This is a genomic window from Sphingobium sp. LMA1-1-1.1 (assembly GCF_040676365.1).
In the GTDB taxonomy this organism is placed as follows: domain Bacteria; phylum Pseudomonadota; class Alphaproteobacteria; order Sphingomonadales; family Sphingomonadaceae; genus Sphingobium.
Genome location: NZ_JBEGHS010000056.1, coordinates 33,600 through 48,623, shown reverse-complemented (window position 1 = coordinate 48,623; position 15,024 = coordinate 33,600). Strand labels below are relative to the sequence as shown.

The following is a 15,024-nucleotide window of genomic DNA, read 5'->3' as shown; positions in this document are numbered from 1 at the left end:
CAGTCGTCGGCCCCCGCCGCCGAAACCAGGATGCCAGGAACCAAAATGCCAGAAACCAAGATGACCGCGCGCGACGTCAAGGTCTTCTACGGCGAAAAGCAGGCGATCAAGGGCGTGTCGATCGACGTCGACATGGACAATGTCACGGCCTTCATCGGCCCGTCGGGCTGCGGCAAGTCGACCTTCCTGCGGACGCTGAACCGCATGAACGATACGGTCGCCTCGGCGCGGGTGGAGGGCACGATCACGCTGGACGGCGAGGATATCTACGCCCCCAGCATGGACGTAGTGCAACTGCGCGCCCGCGTCGGCATGGTGTTCCAGAAGCCCAATCCCTTCCCCAAGTCGATCTATGAGAATATCGCCTATGGCCCGCGCATCCATGGCCTGGCCCATGCGAAGGCGGACCTGGACGTGATCGTCGAGAAATCGCTGCGCCGCGCCGGCCTGTGGGACGAGGTGAAGGATCGCCTGCATGACAGCGGCACCGCGCTGTCGGGCGGGCAGCAGCAGCGTCTCTGCATCGGCCGCGCCATCGCCGTCGAACCGGAAGTCATCCTGATGGACGAGCCCTGCTCGGCACTGGACCCCATCGCGACGGCGAAGATCGAGGAACTGATCCATGAATTGCGCGGCCGCTACGCCATCGTGATCGTGACGCACAACATGCAACAGGCAGCCCGCGTGTCGCAGCGGACCGCCTTTTTCCACCTGGGCGAGCTGGTCGAATATGGAGTGACGTCGGACATATTCACCAATCCCCGCCAGGAACGGACAAAGGATTACATCACCGGGCGCTACGGCTGATCAGGCGGAAAGAGAAGAGACATGGCAGAACATACGATCAAGGCGTTCGATCAGGAAATGGACAAGCTGCGCGGGTTGATCGCCGAAATGGGCGGCCGCGCGGAATCCGCGATCGAAAAGGCGATGCTGGCGCTGCAGCGCCATGACAAGGTGATGGCGGCCGAAGTCGTCGCGGAGGACAAGCGGATCGACGCCATAGAGGCGGAAGTCGAAAAGCTCGCCATCGAAATCATCGCCCTGCGCGCGCCCATGGCCAACGATCTGCGCGACGTGATCGCCGCGCTCAAGATCGTGGGCGTGGTCGAACGGATCGGCGATTATGCCAAGAACATCGCCAAGCGGGTTCCGCTGATTTCCGCCAACCAGCGCACGCAGGAACCGATCGCCCTTCTTCCTTCCATGGGCCAGGTCGCGGGCGAGATGGTGCAGGATGCGTTGAACGCCTTTGCCGCGCGGGACGCGGACCTGGCCGTCGCCGTGGTCGAGCGCGACACGGTGGTGGACGATTTCTACAACAGCGTCTTCCGCACGCTCGTCACCTTCATGGTCGAAAATCCCAAGACGATCAGCGAATGCGCCCATCTGCTGTTCATCGCCAAGAATATCGAGCGGATCGGCGACCATGCCACCAATGTGGCGGAGATGGTCTATTATGCCGCGACCGGCCAGACCCTGCCCGACCGCGAACGCGGCGGCGCGGCGGCGGAGGGCTGACCATGGCGCGCGCAAAGATGCTGCTGGTGGAGGATGACGCGGCGCTGGCCGAACTGCTCATCTGGCATTTCAAGCGCGAGGATTTCGAAGTCGCGCACACCGTCGACGGCGAGGAAGCGCTGCTCCTCGCGCAGGAGAATGTGCCCGACATCGTGCTGCTCGACTGGATGGTGGAAAGCCTGTCGGGGATCGAGGTCTGCCGCCGCCTTCGCCGCATGAACGGCACCGCGAACGTGCCGATCATCATGCTGACGGCACGCGGCGAGGAGGAGGATCGCGTCCGCGGCCTGGAAACCGGCGCCGACGATTATGTGACCAAGCCCTTTTCCCCCCGCGAACTGGTGGCACGCGTCGGCGCAGTGCTGCGTCGCGTGCGCCCCGCGCTGGCGGGCGAGACGCTGACCTTCTCGGATGTCGAGATGGACACGGTGGGCCACAAGGTCCGCCGCAGCGGGCAGGTGATCCCGCTCGGCCCCACGGAGTTCCGGCTGCTCAAGCATTTCCTGGAGCATCCCGGCTGGGTCTTCTCGCGCGAGCGGCTGCTGGACAGCGTCTGGGGGCAGGACAGCGACATCGAACTGCGCACGGTGGATGTGCACATCCGGCGATTGCGCAAGGCGATCAACGCGGACGGCCGCCATCACGACATCATCCGCACGGTGCGTTCGGCGGGTTATGCGCTGGATACGGACGGAGTGGCATAGAGCGATTTCCAAGCGATCGGAACCGATCTCTGGTCAAGAAATCGCGGAAAACAGGAAAACCAGAGCGGCTGCCTGAAAATCACCCCCTGGCGCATCCGCGCCGGCCCTTACCCGCTAATGGACCGCGCCTCTCGCACCACCAGCACCGGGACGCCGTCCCGTACCGGAAAGGCGAGCCCGGCCGCCTCGGACAGCAATTCGCGCCGCTCCGCGTCCCAGCGCAGCGGCGTGCGCGTGACGGGGCAGACCAGCTTGGCAAGCAGCGCCGGGTCGAGCACGGCGCTCATTGCATCGTTGCTCCGCCGTCGCGTTCGATCCGCCCGACGATCTGCATCAGCTGGATGATCCGGTCGGCCCGCTCGCCCAGCGTATCGGCCTCCAGCAGGGTCTGCTTGGCCGCGGGATCGAAGGGCACGATCTGCGCGATCCCGTTCACCAGCGCCATGTCGTCCAGCCGCGACACCGCCGTCCAGTCGACCACATAGCCCAGCGTCTCGGCAAAGCGGCGCGATTCCTGCTCCAGCGCCGCCCGCTCCACCGCGGAGAGGATTTCATCCTCTTGCGGAACCGGCTCGACATCCGCCTCGATCTGGCGGAAGGCGGTGGGAACGGCCAGTTCCCGTACGACCCGAAAGCGCGCAATGCCCTTCAGCAGGATATTGTACCGCCCGCCCTCCAGCGCCTCGATATGGGTGATATGGCCCAGGCATCCGACGTCGAAGAGCGCGGGCTTCACCCCCTCCTCCCGCGGCTGGATCATGCCGATGCGCCTGTCCCGCGCCATGGCGTCATGGATCATCGCCTGATAGCGCGGCTCGAAAATATGCAGCGGCAAGTCCATGCCCGGCAACAGCAGCGCGCCCGGCAGCGGAAATATAGAGACGCGCGCCATCACGCCGCGCCGGTCAGGAAAAGAGGATCTGGGACAGCTTGCGCCGTTGCGCCGCGACCCACGGATCCTCCAGCCCCGTCGCCTCGAAGAGCGTGAGGAGCTGCGCCCGCGCCGCGCCGTCATTCCATGCCCGGTCGCGCCGCACGATCTCCAGCAGTTCCTCCGCCGCCCGGTCGCGCTCGCCATTGGCCACCAGGCCGTTCGCCAGCTCAAATCGCGCCTCATGATCATCGGGATCAGCAGCGACCTTCGCCTCGACAGCCGAAAGATCGGCCACCGGCTTCGCATCGCGCGCCAAGGCGATGGCGGCGCGTGCCCGCTCCACCGCCTGGTCCTTCGCCGCCTCGGCGGGCAGGGCCGCCAATGCCGCTTCCGCTTCCTCGAACCGGCCCAGCGCCACCAGCGCCCGCGCCGCGCCCGAAGCCACCTCGGCATTGTCCGGCACCATCTGCGCAATCTGCTCGAAAACGGACAGCGCCCGCTCCGCTTCCCCACCGGCCAGCAATTCCTCGCCCATGGCGATCAGCGGGGCGATCTCCTCCAACTGCGCCTTCTCGTCCGATTCGATCGGCAACTGGCCCAGCAACTGGTCAAGATATTGCTTGAGCTGCCCTTCCGTCCGCGCCTGGCTGAGGTCGGCCACGGGCTGGCCCTGGAACACGGCATAGACGGTGGGAATCGACTGGACGCGAAACTGCGCGGCGATGAACTTGTCCTCATCGACATTGATCTTGACCAGCTTGACGCCCTTGGCCGCATAGTCGGCGCAAACCTTCTCGATCACAGGCGCCAACTGCTTGCAGGGCCCACACCATTCGGCCCAGAAATCGACGATCACCAGGCTGGTGCGCGACGGCTCCACCACATCGCGGCGGAAAGTCTCCACCGATGCCTTGTCGGCCTCGCTCAGTCCAAGGGTCGCCACTTCTCTCATCTCCTGCTGCAACGCGGTTGCCAAGCCGCCCTCATACAGCGCCTTATGTGGGGCGTCACCCCATAGGAACAAGGGAGATCAGAAGGTATAGCCGACGCCGACGGCCCCGATCCACTGGTTCCGGGAGCCCGCGACGGACACGATCGGCGAGGCCGCATAGTCGCCCAGGATGCGCGAATAGCTGGCCGCCGCGAAGATCGCCCAGCCATGGCGCAGATCGCCCGACAGCGACTTGCCGCCCGCCAGGCTGAAATTCACCTTCTTGAACCCCGAACCATTGCCCGCCCCGTCATAGGCGGGCAGACCCGATGCGGCGGCCGCCGCCGGATCGATGTCATAATAATAGCGGCCATATTTCCTGCCGACATAGTCGGCCGACACGCCCAGCCCGACAAAGGCCGTCTGCGACAGCGGCGTCATATATTCTATCGCGGGGGTGATGACATAGCTTTCATGCGCGCCCGCCACGTCCCTGGTCACGGCGACGCGCGCGGACAGATTGTCATAGGCGCTGGTGATCACCCCGGTCTTGCCGATGCCGACAAAGCCCCCGACCTCGACCGCCACATCGCGCTTTCCCAGCAGCCGGACGGCGTCATCCTTGATGTTCTTGCGGCTCGACCGGTCGAAGCGGACATTGACCACCGGCCCCAGTTCAACGTCCAGGCCGTCGGTGTCGCGGTTCGGGATCGCGTCGACATAAAGGGCGGACCCGCGCGTCCAGAAGGCGAAATCCTTCACCTTGCCGCGAAATTGCGGGATCGGCAGCACGCGATAATCGTCCGACCCCTCATAGCTTGGCACCGTGGCGACGCCCATGCCGACCGTCAGGCTGCTGTGATCCTCCTCCTGGGCGAAAGCGCCAGGCGCAAGGCAGAGGGCCACGACGGCGAGCGCCGCGGAGAAACGATGGCGATGATGCATGGCGACCCTGTTCGCAGATATAGTCGGTCAGGATAATGTTTTTACGCCATTCCCGTTCCGCCAGCGCGACTTTCAGAGGAAATATTTGACCTTGATGTCCTGCCGCACCGCTGCCTCCGCCATGGCGAACTGCGCCGACCGGAAACTGGGCGCGCCGAAACGGATGGCCGGATTGCGGGAAAAACCCACCCCCTCGCGCGGGATGCCGACCAGCGTGTCCAGCTTTCCATTGCCATTTTCGTCATGGACGATGGCGATGGCGTAGGTGCCCGGCTCCATCCGCCCCAGCGGCACGATGCCCGTGGTTGCGGGGACCGTGAACTGGCGCGCGTCCGGATCGCCCCGGCAATCGGGGAAATGGTCCGCCTGCCGCGTCACGCAGATCAGGAAATTGCCCTTGGAGGAACGCAGGCCCTGCACGTCCATGCTGAGCGGCTGCGCCTGGTCCACAGACGCCGCGCCCATCGCCATCGGGACCGCCGCCATCAATGCTGCCTTGCCCTTCACGCCTGTCTTTCCCTAAAAATGACCCAATCCCCTGTCGGTCCCGCACAGCCGGTCCCATACACGAAAATACAGGCCGTAATTGCACGCATATTGTTCATGATGCCGCTGATGGTGGCTGGCGGTGATCAGCCAGCGCCCCGCCGGACCGTGCACCATCCAGCGCGGAAACATCTCCCACCCCATATGATTGCTGACGCCCATCACCGTCATGATCGTCAGCACGACGCCCAGCGCGCCCACATGGATCGGTATCAGGAAGACCAGCGCGGGAATCACGACCGCGCCGGTCACCGCCTCCCATGGATGGAAACTCATCGCGGCCCAGGCGGTCGGCGGGCGGCTGGCATGATGCACGGCATGGGCGATCCGGAACGGACGGGGCCGGTGCATCCATCGATGCGTCCAGTAGAACCAGCCGTCATGCGCGGCGAGGTAAAGGAGGACCGAGAGCGGCAGATACCAGAGCGGAAAGGCATGGACGTCGACATAGACCTGCGTCCAGCCATGCGCCTGCCAGCCCCAGGCGACGACGCCCGCGGGCACGCCATAGATGAGGGCGGAGGCCAGCGACCAGGCGATTTCCCGCCGGATCTGCCGGTCCAGACCCCGGTAGAGGCCGGGCTTGCGATAGCGCGTCGCCCAGGCGAACGCGCCACTCGTCAACAGATAGCGAATGCCCACGATCAGGCTCATGGCCAGGGCGGACAGAAGGATCGCGACGAGCATGCGGCCGACCATAGGCGGTCCCATGCTGTCAGTCACGCGTCAGGTGCGGGGTCGCGCCTGGCGATAGCTGCCCAATATCCGGACCCATTTGGTGTGGAATTCAAGCTCCGCCAGCGCCCGGTCGACGGCGGGATCGCCGGGCATCCCCTCGATGTCGCAATAAAATTCGGTCGCGGCGAAGCTGGCACCGCGCTGGTAGCTTTCCAGCTTCGTCATATTGACGCCGTTGGTCGCAAAGCCGCCCATCGCCTTGTAGAGCGCGGCCGGTATGTTCTTCACCTCGAACAGGAAAGTGGTCATGACCGGTCCGACGCCAGCCACCGGCATTCCGGGCTCGCGCGCGAGCACCAGGAAGCGGGTCATATTATCGTCGCTGTCCTCGATATTCTCGGCCACCAGCCGCAGGCCATAGAGCTCCGCCGCCAGATAGGGGGCGACCGCCCCCTCGCCCGACACCCTGGCTTCCGCGACCAGCGCCGCCGCGCCCGCGGTATCGGCATAGCTGATCGGCTGAATGCCCCGCTCCCGCAGATAATGGCGGCACTGGCCCAGCGCCTGCGGATGGCTGATGGCGCTTTTGAGGGGCGCGTCGTCGATCGCCATCAGGCAGTGCCGGACGCGCAGGAAATATTCGTCGACGATGTGCAGCCCGGATTCAGGCAGCAGGAAATGCATGTCGGCCACCCGGCCATGCAGGCTGTTCTCGATCGGGATGATCGCCCGCGCGGCATAGCCATTGCGGACCGCATCGATCGCATCCTCGAACGCGAAGCAGGGCAAGGGTACGCAATCGGGCGCATAGCCCAGAGCGGCCAGGTGCGAATTGGCGCCCGGCGCACCTTGAAAGGCGACGGCGCGCGCGGGATCGGCGGCTGCCTTCGCGTTCAGTTCCGCGACCAGATCGCGGGCGGGAGCAGGATAGTTTTCCATGGACGCCTGCGCGCTTATTCACTTCGTCCCGCCCGCGCAAGCATCCTCTCCGGCTGCAAAGCCATGAAAAGCGTGCGCGAACCCGTTCAAGCCCGCTTGCGCGTTCGCGCTTGCGCCATTATGGCAGCGCGCTAGAGGGGACGCGTTCCAAGCGGCCAGAACAGAAATCCAGGGGAATCCGAGCGAATGGGCGATCGTTTCAACACCGCTGCCGGTTGGGCTTTGTTCGCGGGTATCATCGCGCTGGGCGGTGCCATCGTCAGTTCCAAATTCTTCCATGAGGAACGGCCCGAGAAAATGGGCTACGCCATCGAAGGCGTGGAAGCGGAAGGCGGAAGCGCCGCTGCCAGCGGACCCGGCCTCAACACCCTGCTCGCCAGCGCCGATGTGGCGGCGGGCGAGAAGGTGTTCGCGAAATGCGCGGCCTGCCATACCGCGAACCAGGGCGGCGCCAACGGCATCGGCCCCAACCTGTATGGCACGGTTGGCGAGGGGATCGGCCAGGGCAAGGGCGGCTTCGCCTTCTCAGACGCGCTCAAGAGCAAGGGCGGCAACTGGACTTTCGAGAATCTCGATCACTGGCTGACCTCTCCGCGTGAATTCGCGCCCGGCACCAAGATGACCTTCGCGGGCCTGGGCAATCCGGTCGACCGCGCGAACCTGATCGCCTGGCTCAACACCCAGGGTTCGAACCTGCCGCTGCCCGCCGCGGATGCGGCCCCGGCGGCCGCCGGCGACAATGCCGCCGAAGGGGACAACGCCGCCGCCAATGCAGCAGAGGCGCCCGCCGCCAACGCGGCGAAGTAAGAACCGGCACTCTTTCCACTGGAGCGATTTCCAAGCGATCGGAACCGAACGCTGGTCAAGAAATCGCGGCAAACAAGGAAACCAGAGCGGCGATCTGATTCAATCAGATCGAAACCCGCTCCAGAATCATGAGGATGAGGGGCGTGGCCGATCGCGGTCGCGCCCCTCGCTGCATCAGAAGCGCGCATTGGTGGTGGATCGATTCGCTTCCTGGCCAACGCGCTGTTCAGGGATACGTCGCGCTCGGCGGGCCTTCCTCCGCCACAATCACATCATCTGTGTCAGACGATCCCTGCCCTGCGCCCGGTGCAGCCCGATCACCAGCAAGCTATCGCCAAATTCCATCGATACCAGCGTCCTCGGGCGCGCCCAACGTCCAGCGCCGTGCTTATCGCTCCGCGATCAGCAGCTTGTCGATCTTGCGCCCATCCATGTCCACGATCTCGAATCGCCAGCCCTGATCGTCGATGAAATCGCCCACTTCGGGCAGGCGCTTGAGCAGCCACAGCGCATGGCCGGCGACCGTCGCATAATCCCGGTCCTCCGGCAGGTCGATGCCGATCCGATCCGCCAGCAGGTCGACGGGCATCTGGCCCGACACCAGCAGGCTGCCGTCCTCCCGCTCGACCAGGTCCGGCTCGTCCTCGCTGTCCAGGTCCGACACGAAATGGCCGGCAATGGCGGACAGCAGGTCGGCGGGCGTGGCTATCCCCTCGAAATGCCCATATTCGTCATGGACCATGACCATCGGCACCTCGGCCCGGCGCAGCACTTCCAGCGCATCCATGGCATCGACCTGATCCGGCACCACTTCCACTTTGCGCATCAGCCTTTCCAGGCTCAGCCCTTCGCCCCGGAACAGCGCCGCCATGATGTCGCGCGCCTGCACGACGCCGATAATGTCTTCCACCGTGCCCCTGCCCACCGGCAGGCGGGTGTGCGGCGTGTCTAGCAGCTTGGCGCGAATCGCCTGCTCGTCCGCCCCGATGTCGATCCAGTCGACATCCATGCGCTGGGTCATCACCTCGCGAACCGGCCGGTCGGCCAGCCGCACCACGCCTGAAATGATCGCCCGCTCGCTTTCCTCGATCACGCCGGACCTGCTCGCCTCGGCCACGATCAGGTGCAGCTCCTCCGCCGTCACCTGGCTCTCCGATTCGCGGGTCAGCCCCAGCATGCGGAAGATGAGCGCGCTCGACCCGTCCAGCACCCAGACGATGGGCGCGGTGATCTTCGCCAGCCAGAGCATCGGTCCGGCGACCAGCACCGCGATCGGCTCCGGCGCGCGCAGGGCGAACTGCTTGGGCACCAGTTCCCCGATGATCAGCGAGGCATAGGTGGTGAGGCCGATCACCAGAACGAAGCCGACATGCTGCGCGGCGTTGGGCGACAGGCCCAGCATCGCCAGCCGCTCGCCGGTCGGGCCGCCCAGGCTGGCCCCGGAATAGGCGCCGGCGATGATGCCGATCAGGGTGATGCCGATCTGCACCGTCGAAAGGAACTTGCCGGGATCACTCGCCGCCGCCAGCGCCGATCGCGCGCCGCGTCGCCCGGCTTTCTCCATCGCCTGGAGGCGCGGCTTGCGGGCGGACACGATCGCCAGTTCCGACATGGCGAACAGCCCGTTCAGCGCGACCAGCGCCAGGATGATGACGAGGTCGACCCAGGGAAAGGGCGTCGGAGCGTGCGGGGGGATATTGGCCATGGTGGTCGGCGGCCACCTATAACCTTGATTCTGTCAATTTCACAACCGTCCCATCATCCGCAGTTCAGTTCGCTTGTGGAACAAAGGCCTTGTCTCAACCATTGGGGGTGCATCCGCTCCGTTCGGACGCACGAGAAAGGGAACCATATACATGCGGAATTCTCATCGCATCATCGGCGTCGCCGGTCTGGCCGCCATGCTGGCCACCACCGCCTGCACCACCGATCCCAACACCGGCAACCGTACCATTTCCAAGGCGGCGATCGGCGGCATCGGCGGCGCGCTGGGCGGTTATCTGCTGGGCGATCTGGTCGGCGGCCGCCATGACCGTACCGAAAAGATATTGGGCGCGGGCATCGGCGCGGTCGCGGGCGCGGGCATCGGCGCCTATATGGACGCGCAGGAACGAAAATTGCGGGAACAGACCGCCGGCAGCGGCGTGGACGTGATCCGCGACGGCGACAATCTGGTGCTCCGCATGCCGTCGGGCATCACCTTCGCCACGGACAGTTCCGCCGTGCAGCCGCAATTCCAGCCGACGCTGAATGACGTCGCTTCCGTACTGGCCCAATATCCCAAGACCTATATCGACGTTTACGGCCACACCGACAGCGACGGCACCGATGCCTATAATCAGGCGTTATCGGAACGGCGGGCCCAGGCGGTGGGCGATTATCTGACGACGCACGGCGTCCAGTCGGCCCGCATCGCCACGCGCGGTTTCGGGGAAACCCAGCCGATCGCCTCCAACGCCACGGCGGAGGGCAAGGCGGCCAACCGCCGCGTCGAAATCAAGATCGCGCCCGTGACGGAGCAGGACGTCCGCAGCTGAGGCTGAACGCCGGACCATGCCCTGCCTGCGTGGGGCATAGCCTTAAACATTGCCCGGAAAATGTGCGAAAGGCGCATTTCCGGGCAATCTCCCAGGCCGGATCGACATTCAGATGATGACGAGCCGGAAATGCTGATTTTTCGTGACCCGGCGCGCAGCGTACTTCCAGTATGGGAGCACCGGAAGCACGGAAAGCCGCCATTTACAGGCCGTCAGGGCCGAATGTCGATTCGTCCTACCAGACCAGCCGGTATTTCACGCCCATGGCCTGGGCCAGTTGCCGCTGCCGCCGCTCGACCGCTTCGCCGAAAAGATCGGCGTCCACGCTTCGCAACCGCAGTTCAAGCACATTGCCGTCCATCTCCAGGCGGGAGGCCAGCAAAGGCCCCTCCACTCCGCCGGACAGCCGCTGCCCCAGCCTGATCGCCAGGCCCCATAAGGTCGCTCTCTGAAGCGCTTCGGGCGGGGCCAGCCGCTCGATGCCGGGCGGCGTCGACACGCCGCCGCCGAAATTGCTGTGCAACGCCTGCGCCAGCATGGCGCGCTCGGTCGCGTTGATCCCGACCCAATTGCTGTGCAGCGCGATCTCGACGCCCCGGTCCGACCGGAAGTCGGGATTGGCGCGCCAGCCGACATCGGCCAACAGGCAGGCCGCCCGGCGAATCCGCCGCCATGCGCTGCCATCCTCCAGGAACAGCGGGGCGATCCAGCGTTCGATCATGTCGCCATGACCGGTGAAGCGCGCCTGCGCCTCGCCCTCCGCCTCCGCCGCGATCAGCAGTGGATCATCCGCCCGAATATCCGGCGGCAGATCGCTGAACAGCAGGCCTTCGCGCAGGCCATAGGCCGACACGACCAGCCTGCTGGACTTCAACTGGCGCACGATCACCGACAACAGCGCCGCCGCATCCGGCAGGGTCGGCACGCGCGATCCGGTGATCTGGGGAATATCCTTGAACCGCGCCTTGCCGACATGGGACACGATGCGCGTCAATTGTTCGGCGCGCGCGGCGGGCATCTCATATTGGTGAACGACGGGAAGCGGAAACTGGGTCAGTTCCATGTCAAACCGCGCCAGCGCGCGCCAGGATCCGCCGACCAGAAAAAAGGGAAGATCCGCAGGCGCATTCCACCCGGCCCTGGCCAGCATCTTCTTGACCATGCGTTCCAGCACCGCCGGCCCCTTGGCGCGGATTTGCGGCAGGCGCAGCACGCCCAGCGGCAGGGACACCGTCTCATGCACCGCACCATCGCGGATCCGCGCGAGTTCCAGGCTGCCACCACCCAGATCGCCGACAATGCCGTCCGCGCCCGGAATGCCCGACAGCACGCCATAGGCCGCGGCGATCGCCTCCTGCCCGCCGGACAGCAATTCGACCTCCAGCCCCATGGCGCTGGCGCGGCGGATGAAATCGTCGCCATTTTCCGCGTCCCGCACAGCGGCGGTGGCGACGCAGCGCACTTCCTGCACCTCCATCTCGCGGCAAAGATGGGCGAAGCGACCGATCGCGCGCAGGCCCCGGTCCATGGCCTCCGCCTCGATCCGGCCGGTCTTGCCCAGGGACGCGCCCAATCCCGCCATCACCTTTTCGTTGAAGAGGATGAAGGGAATGCGGCGCGGCCCATCATAGACGACCAGGCGCACGCTGTTGGAACCGATGTCGATGATCGCGGTCCGCGCCTTGGCCCGATGGGGGGACGTCGCCATGCCGGGGGCAAGCGCCCGGACCTGGCTCAGCATGGAATTCATGCGGTTCAGGCCCGCCCGCGCAGGCGCAGCGTCGGCACCGCCTCGCTGTCCAGCGCGGCGCCGCGGCCCGAAAGGGACGGGTTGGTCATGAAATAGCGATGCAGGTTGAACGGCCGGTCGCCTGCCTCGACCCGGCTGTAATGGCCGTCGCTGTCCAGCACCCAGCTCTGCTCGCTGTCGATGAGGTTGGCGACCATCACCTGGTCCAGGATCTGGTCGTGCACGGTCGGGTTCTCGACCGGGGCCAGAAACTCCACGCGCCGATCGAAATTGCGCGGCATCCAGTCGGCCGAACTGATGAACACCTTCGCGCCGTTATTGGGCAGCGCCTTGCCATTGCCGAAGACGGTGATCCGGCTATGCTCCAGGAAGCGGCCGACCACCGACTTCACCCGGATATTCTCCGACATGCCCGGCACGCCCGGCCGCAGGCAGCATATGCCGCGCACGATGAGTTCGATCTGCACGCCCGCATTGCTCGCCGCATACAGCTTTTCCATGATCGCCGGGTCCACCAGCGAATTCATCTTCGCCCAGATGGTTCCCGGCCGCCCGGCGCGGACATGCTCTATCTCCGCATCGATCAGGTCGCACAGGCGGTTGCGCAGGTCGCGCGGCGACATGACCAGCTTTTCCAGCCGCTGCGGCTCGACATAGCCGGTGATGTAGTTGAACAGCGCCGCCGCATCCCGGCCATAGGCAGGGTCGGCGGTGAAGAAGCTGAGATCCGTGTAGATGCGCGCCGTCACCGGATGATAGTTGCCGGTGCCGAAATGACAGTAGGTGCGGAACGCCTCCCCTTCCCGCCGGACGACCATCGACACCTTGGCATGGGTCTTCCAGTCGATGAAGCCGTACACCACCTGGACCCCCGCGCGCTCCAGCGCGTCGGCCCACATCAGGTTCTGCTCCTCATCGAAGCGAGCCTTCAGTTCCACCACGGCGGTCACGGACTTGCCCGCCTCGGCCGCGTCGATCAGCGCCCGGATGATCGCGGACTGCTTGCCCGCGCGGTACAGCGTCTGCTTGATCGCCATGACATCGGGGTCGGACGCCGCCTGCTTCAGGAAGGACACCACCACGTCAAAGGCTTCATAGGGATGGTGGACGACAATGTCCTTCGCCCGGATCGCGGCAAAGCAATCACCGCCATATTCGCGGATGCGCTCCGGAAAACGGGGGGCATAGGGCTCGAACTTCAGGTCCGGCCGGTCTTCGTCCACCACGCCGGACAGGTCGCCGATGCCGACAAAGCCCTCCACCTCCGCGATGATCGCGTCATGGCCCTGGAGCATGTCCTGCAACATCTCCTCGACCGGCTCGGGGATGCGTTCCTCTATCTCCATGCGGATCACGCGGCCCCGCCGGCGGCGCTTGATGGCGCTGCGGAAATAGCGGACCAGATCCTCCGCCTCTTCCTCGATTTCGATGTCGCTGTCGCGGATGATGCGGAACACGCCGCTGTTGCGGACGCGATAGCCGGGGAAGAGGTCGGCGGAAAAGCGCCGGACCACCGCCTCCAGCGCCATATAGCGCGCCGTTTCCCCCGGCATCCGCACGAAACGGGCGAGCGAGGACGGGATCATCACCAGTTCGCGAATCGGCTGCTTGTCCGACAGCCGCTCCAGGTCGAAGACGATCGACAGGCCCTGATTGGGGATGAACGGAAAGGGATGCGCCGGGTCCAGCGCCTGCGGCGTCAGGATCGGGAAGATCTGCGTCAGGAAATGATCCCGCAACCAGTTCTCGCAGCTTTCGTCCAGCGCGGTGGACGGGCCGACCACCTCTATCCCGACCTGCACCAGTTCGCCGTGCAGCGCACCCCATACCTTCTGCTGCGCAGCCATCAGCCGGGCGGTTTCCTCTGTGATGGCGGCCAGTTGCTGCGCCGGGGTCAGCCCGTCGGCGGAGCGCATGTCGACATCCTGCAACTGCTGCCCCTTGAGGCCCGCCACCCGCACGGAGAAGAACTCGTCCAGATTGGCGCCGGAAATCGACAGGAAGCGCAGCCGCTCCAGCAAGGGATGCGCCCGGTTCATCGCCTCCTCCAGCACGCGCTGGTTGAACGCCAGCCAGGACAGTTCCCGGTTGAAATAGCGGTCGCTGGGCAGGGTCAGGCTGGCGGATGGGTCGGCTTCGGCCACATGTCTCTCATCGTTCGGAACCGGAGGATCAGTCCGGGACTATAGGCAAAAATCCCGCACCTTGCAGGACATCTTTCGCCATAGCGGCAGAAATCTTACGTCCCGATGACAAGGCCGCCTCGTCCAGCAGGCGCGTCACGGCGGCGATGGCGGCATAGCTGCGCTCGATCCGGCGCAGCAGCCATTGCGGCAAGTCCGCCGCATAGCTTGCCCCGGCCGATGCCAGGAACCGATCGATCAGGGCATGCGCCAGCGCCTCGTCCGGCTGCTCCAGCGCGACATGGGGTGCCGCCGCCAGCCTCGACCGCAGGTCGGGAAGGGCCACCTGCCATTGCGCCGGCGGCGCGTCCGCGATCAGCAGCAGCGGGCGCCGGGCCGTCTGCGCATCGTTCCAGGCGTTGAACAGCGCCTGCTCATCCTGCCCCTGCGCATCGTCGATCATCGTCCCGCCGCTCTGCGCGACGAAATGGCGGCCCAATGTCGAACGGCCCGACAGGGGCGGCCCGCTCAGCACGTTGATCGACAGCGGCCATTCCCGCCAATTCTCCAGATGGCGGACGGCGATGCGATTGGCGTCGCTGACCAGGAAATCCTCGCCGCTCGCCCGATCAGGCCGGTCGAACGGCAGGCTGATCTGTCGCATGGCGC

The 15,024-nt window shown here is 65.5% G+C and carries 16 protein-coding genes; 5 read left to right on the top strand and 11 right to left on the bottom strand.

All coding sequences use genetic code 11. The features are described from left to right. The first annotated feature begins 45 nt into the window (after positions 1–45). The 3 genes from pstB to phoB are packed head-to-tail and all read left to right on the top strand — an operon-like array spanning position 46 to position 2,225. Entirely contained in the window at positions 46–807 is a 762-nt protein-coding gene (pstB, locus tag MRBLMA1_RS19325) for a phosphate ABC transporter ATP-binding protein PstB (RefSeq protein ID WP_363739069.1), read from the top strand. 21 nt (positions 808–828) lie between these two features. Next, positions 829–1,521, top strand: coding sequence for a phosphate signaling complex protein PhoU (gene phoU / locus MRBLMA1_RS19320; RefSeq protein WP_363739067.1), 693 nt, complete (start codon positions 829–831; stop codon positions 1,519–1,521). A 2-nt stretch (positions 1,522–1,523) separates the two neighbouring features. Continuing rightward, positions 1,524–2,225: a phosphate regulon transcriptional regulator PhoB gene (gene phoB / locus MRBLMA1_RS19315; RefSeq protein WP_363739065.1), complete on the top strand. Its 702-nt coding sequence runs from the start codon at positions 1,524–1,526 to the stop codon at positions 2,223–2,225. Between the two features lie 107 nt (positions 2,226–2,332). Here phoB and MRBLMA1_RS19310 read toward each other — a convergent pair whose 3' ends face one another. The 7 genes from MRBLMA1_RS19310 to MRBLMA1_RS19280 form a co-directional block, all read right to left on the bottom strand. Further along, a complete protein-coding gene (locus tag MRBLMA1_RS19310) occupies positions 2,333–2,512 on the bottom strand; it encodes a Trm112 family protein (protein ID WP_363739063.1) in 180 nt (59 codons plus the stop codon). Beyond that, complete coding sequence (locus MRBLMA1_RS19305; RefSeq protein WP_363739061.1) at positions 2,509–3,117, bottom strand: LON peptidase substrate-binding domain-containing protein; 609 nt, start codon at positions 3,115–3,117, stop codon at positions 2,509–2,511. Before MRBLMA1_RS19305 ends, MRBLMA1_RS19310 begins: the two co-directional genes overlap by 4 nt. A 13-nt stretch (positions 3,118–3,130) precedes the next feature. Continuing rightward, positions 3,131–4,042 carry a tetratricopeptide repeat protein gene (locus MRBLMA1_RS19300; protein ID WP_363739263.1) on the bottom strand — a complete coding sequence of 304 codons (912 nt, stop codon included), beginning with the start codon at positions 4,040–4,042 and terminating at the stop codon, positions 3,131–3,133. A gap of 87 nt (positions 4,043–4,129) precedes the next feature. Then, the gene (locus tag MRBLMA1_RS19295; protein ID WP_363739059.1) at positions 4,130–4,975 is read right to left on the bottom strand and encodes a MipA/OmpV family protein; all 846 of its coding nucleotides are present in this window, start codon (positions 4,973–4,975) and stop codon (positions 4,130–4,132) included. 72 nt (positions 4,976–5,047) lie between these two features. Next, positions 5,048–5,461 carry a DUF2141 domain-containing protein gene (locus MRBLMA1_RS19290; RefSeq protein ID WP_414714742.1) on the bottom strand — a complete coding sequence of 138 codons (414 nt, stop codon included), beginning with the start codon at positions 5,459–5,461 and terminating at the stop codon, positions 5,048–5,050. A gap of 33 nt (positions 5,462–5,494) precedes the next feature. Next, positions 5,495–6,208: a sterol desaturase family protein gene (locus MRBLMA1_RS19285; protein ID WP_363739261.1), complete on the bottom strand. Its 714-nt coding sequence runs from the start codon at positions 6,206–6,208 to the stop codon at positions 5,495–5,497. A 39-nt stretch (positions 6,209–6,247) separates the two neighbouring features. Then, on the bottom strand, positions 6,248–7,138 hold the full coding sequence (locus MRBLMA1_RS19280) for a prephenate dehydratase (RefSeq protein WP_363739055.1): 891 nt from the start codon (positions 7,136–7,138) through the stop codon (positions 6,248–6,250). A gap of 186 nt (positions 7,139–7,324) precedes the next feature. On the opposite strand from MRBLMA1_RS19280, the gene MRBLMA1_RS19275 reads away from it, so the two are divergent. Then, positions 7,325–7,945: a c-type cytochrome gene (locus tag MRBLMA1_RS19275; RefSeq protein WP_363739053.1), complete on the top strand. Its 621-nt coding sequence runs from the start codon at positions 7,325–7,327 to the stop codon at positions 7,943–7,945. Between the two features lie 388 nt (positions 7,946–8,333). Here MRBLMA1_RS19275 and MRBLMA1_RS19270 read toward each other — a convergent pair whose 3' ends face one another. Next, the gene (locus tag MRBLMA1_RS19270) at positions 8,334–9,650 is read right to left on the bottom strand and encodes a hemolysin family protein (RefSeq protein ID WP_363739051.1); all 1,317 of its coding nucleotides are present in this window, start codon (positions 9,648–9,650) and stop codon (positions 8,334–8,336) included. A gap of 151 nt (positions 9,651–9,801) precedes the next feature. Between MRBLMA1_RS19270 and MRBLMA1_RS19265 the strand changes: the two genes are divergently transcribed. Continuing rightward, entirely contained in the window at positions 9,802–10,482 is a 681-nt protein-coding gene (locus tag MRBLMA1_RS19265) for an OmpA family protein (RefSeq protein ID WP_133653619.1), read from the top strand. A gap of 235 nt (positions 10,483–10,717) precedes the next feature. Here MRBLMA1_RS19265 and MRBLMA1_RS19260 read toward each other — a convergent pair whose 3' ends face one another. From MRBLMA1_RS19260 to MRBLMA1_RS19250, 3 genes are read right to left on the bottom strand one after another with little or no spacing between them, the layout of a single operon-like run. Beyond that, complete coding sequence (locus tag MRBLMA1_RS19260) at positions 10,718–12,232, bottom strand: Ppx/GppA family phosphatase (RefSeq protein WP_363739049.1); 1,515 nt, start codon at positions 12,230–12,232, stop codon at positions 10,718–10,720. A 5-nt stretch (positions 12,233–12,237) separates the two neighbouring features. Further along, positions 12,238–14,376, bottom strand: a complete 2,139-nt coding sequence (locus tag MRBLMA1_RS19255) for an RNA degradosome polyphosphate kinase (RefSeq protein ID WP_363739047.1) — start codon at positions 14,374–14,376, stop codon at positions 12,238–12,240. Between the two features lie 28 nt (positions 14,377–14,404). Further along, complete coding sequence (locus MRBLMA1_RS19250; RefSeq protein ID WP_363739045.1) at positions 14,405–15,019, bottom strand: chromosomal replication initiator DnaA; 615 nt, start codon at positions 15,017–15,019, stop codon at positions 14,405–14,407. Positions 15,020–15,024: the final 5 nt, after the last annotated feature.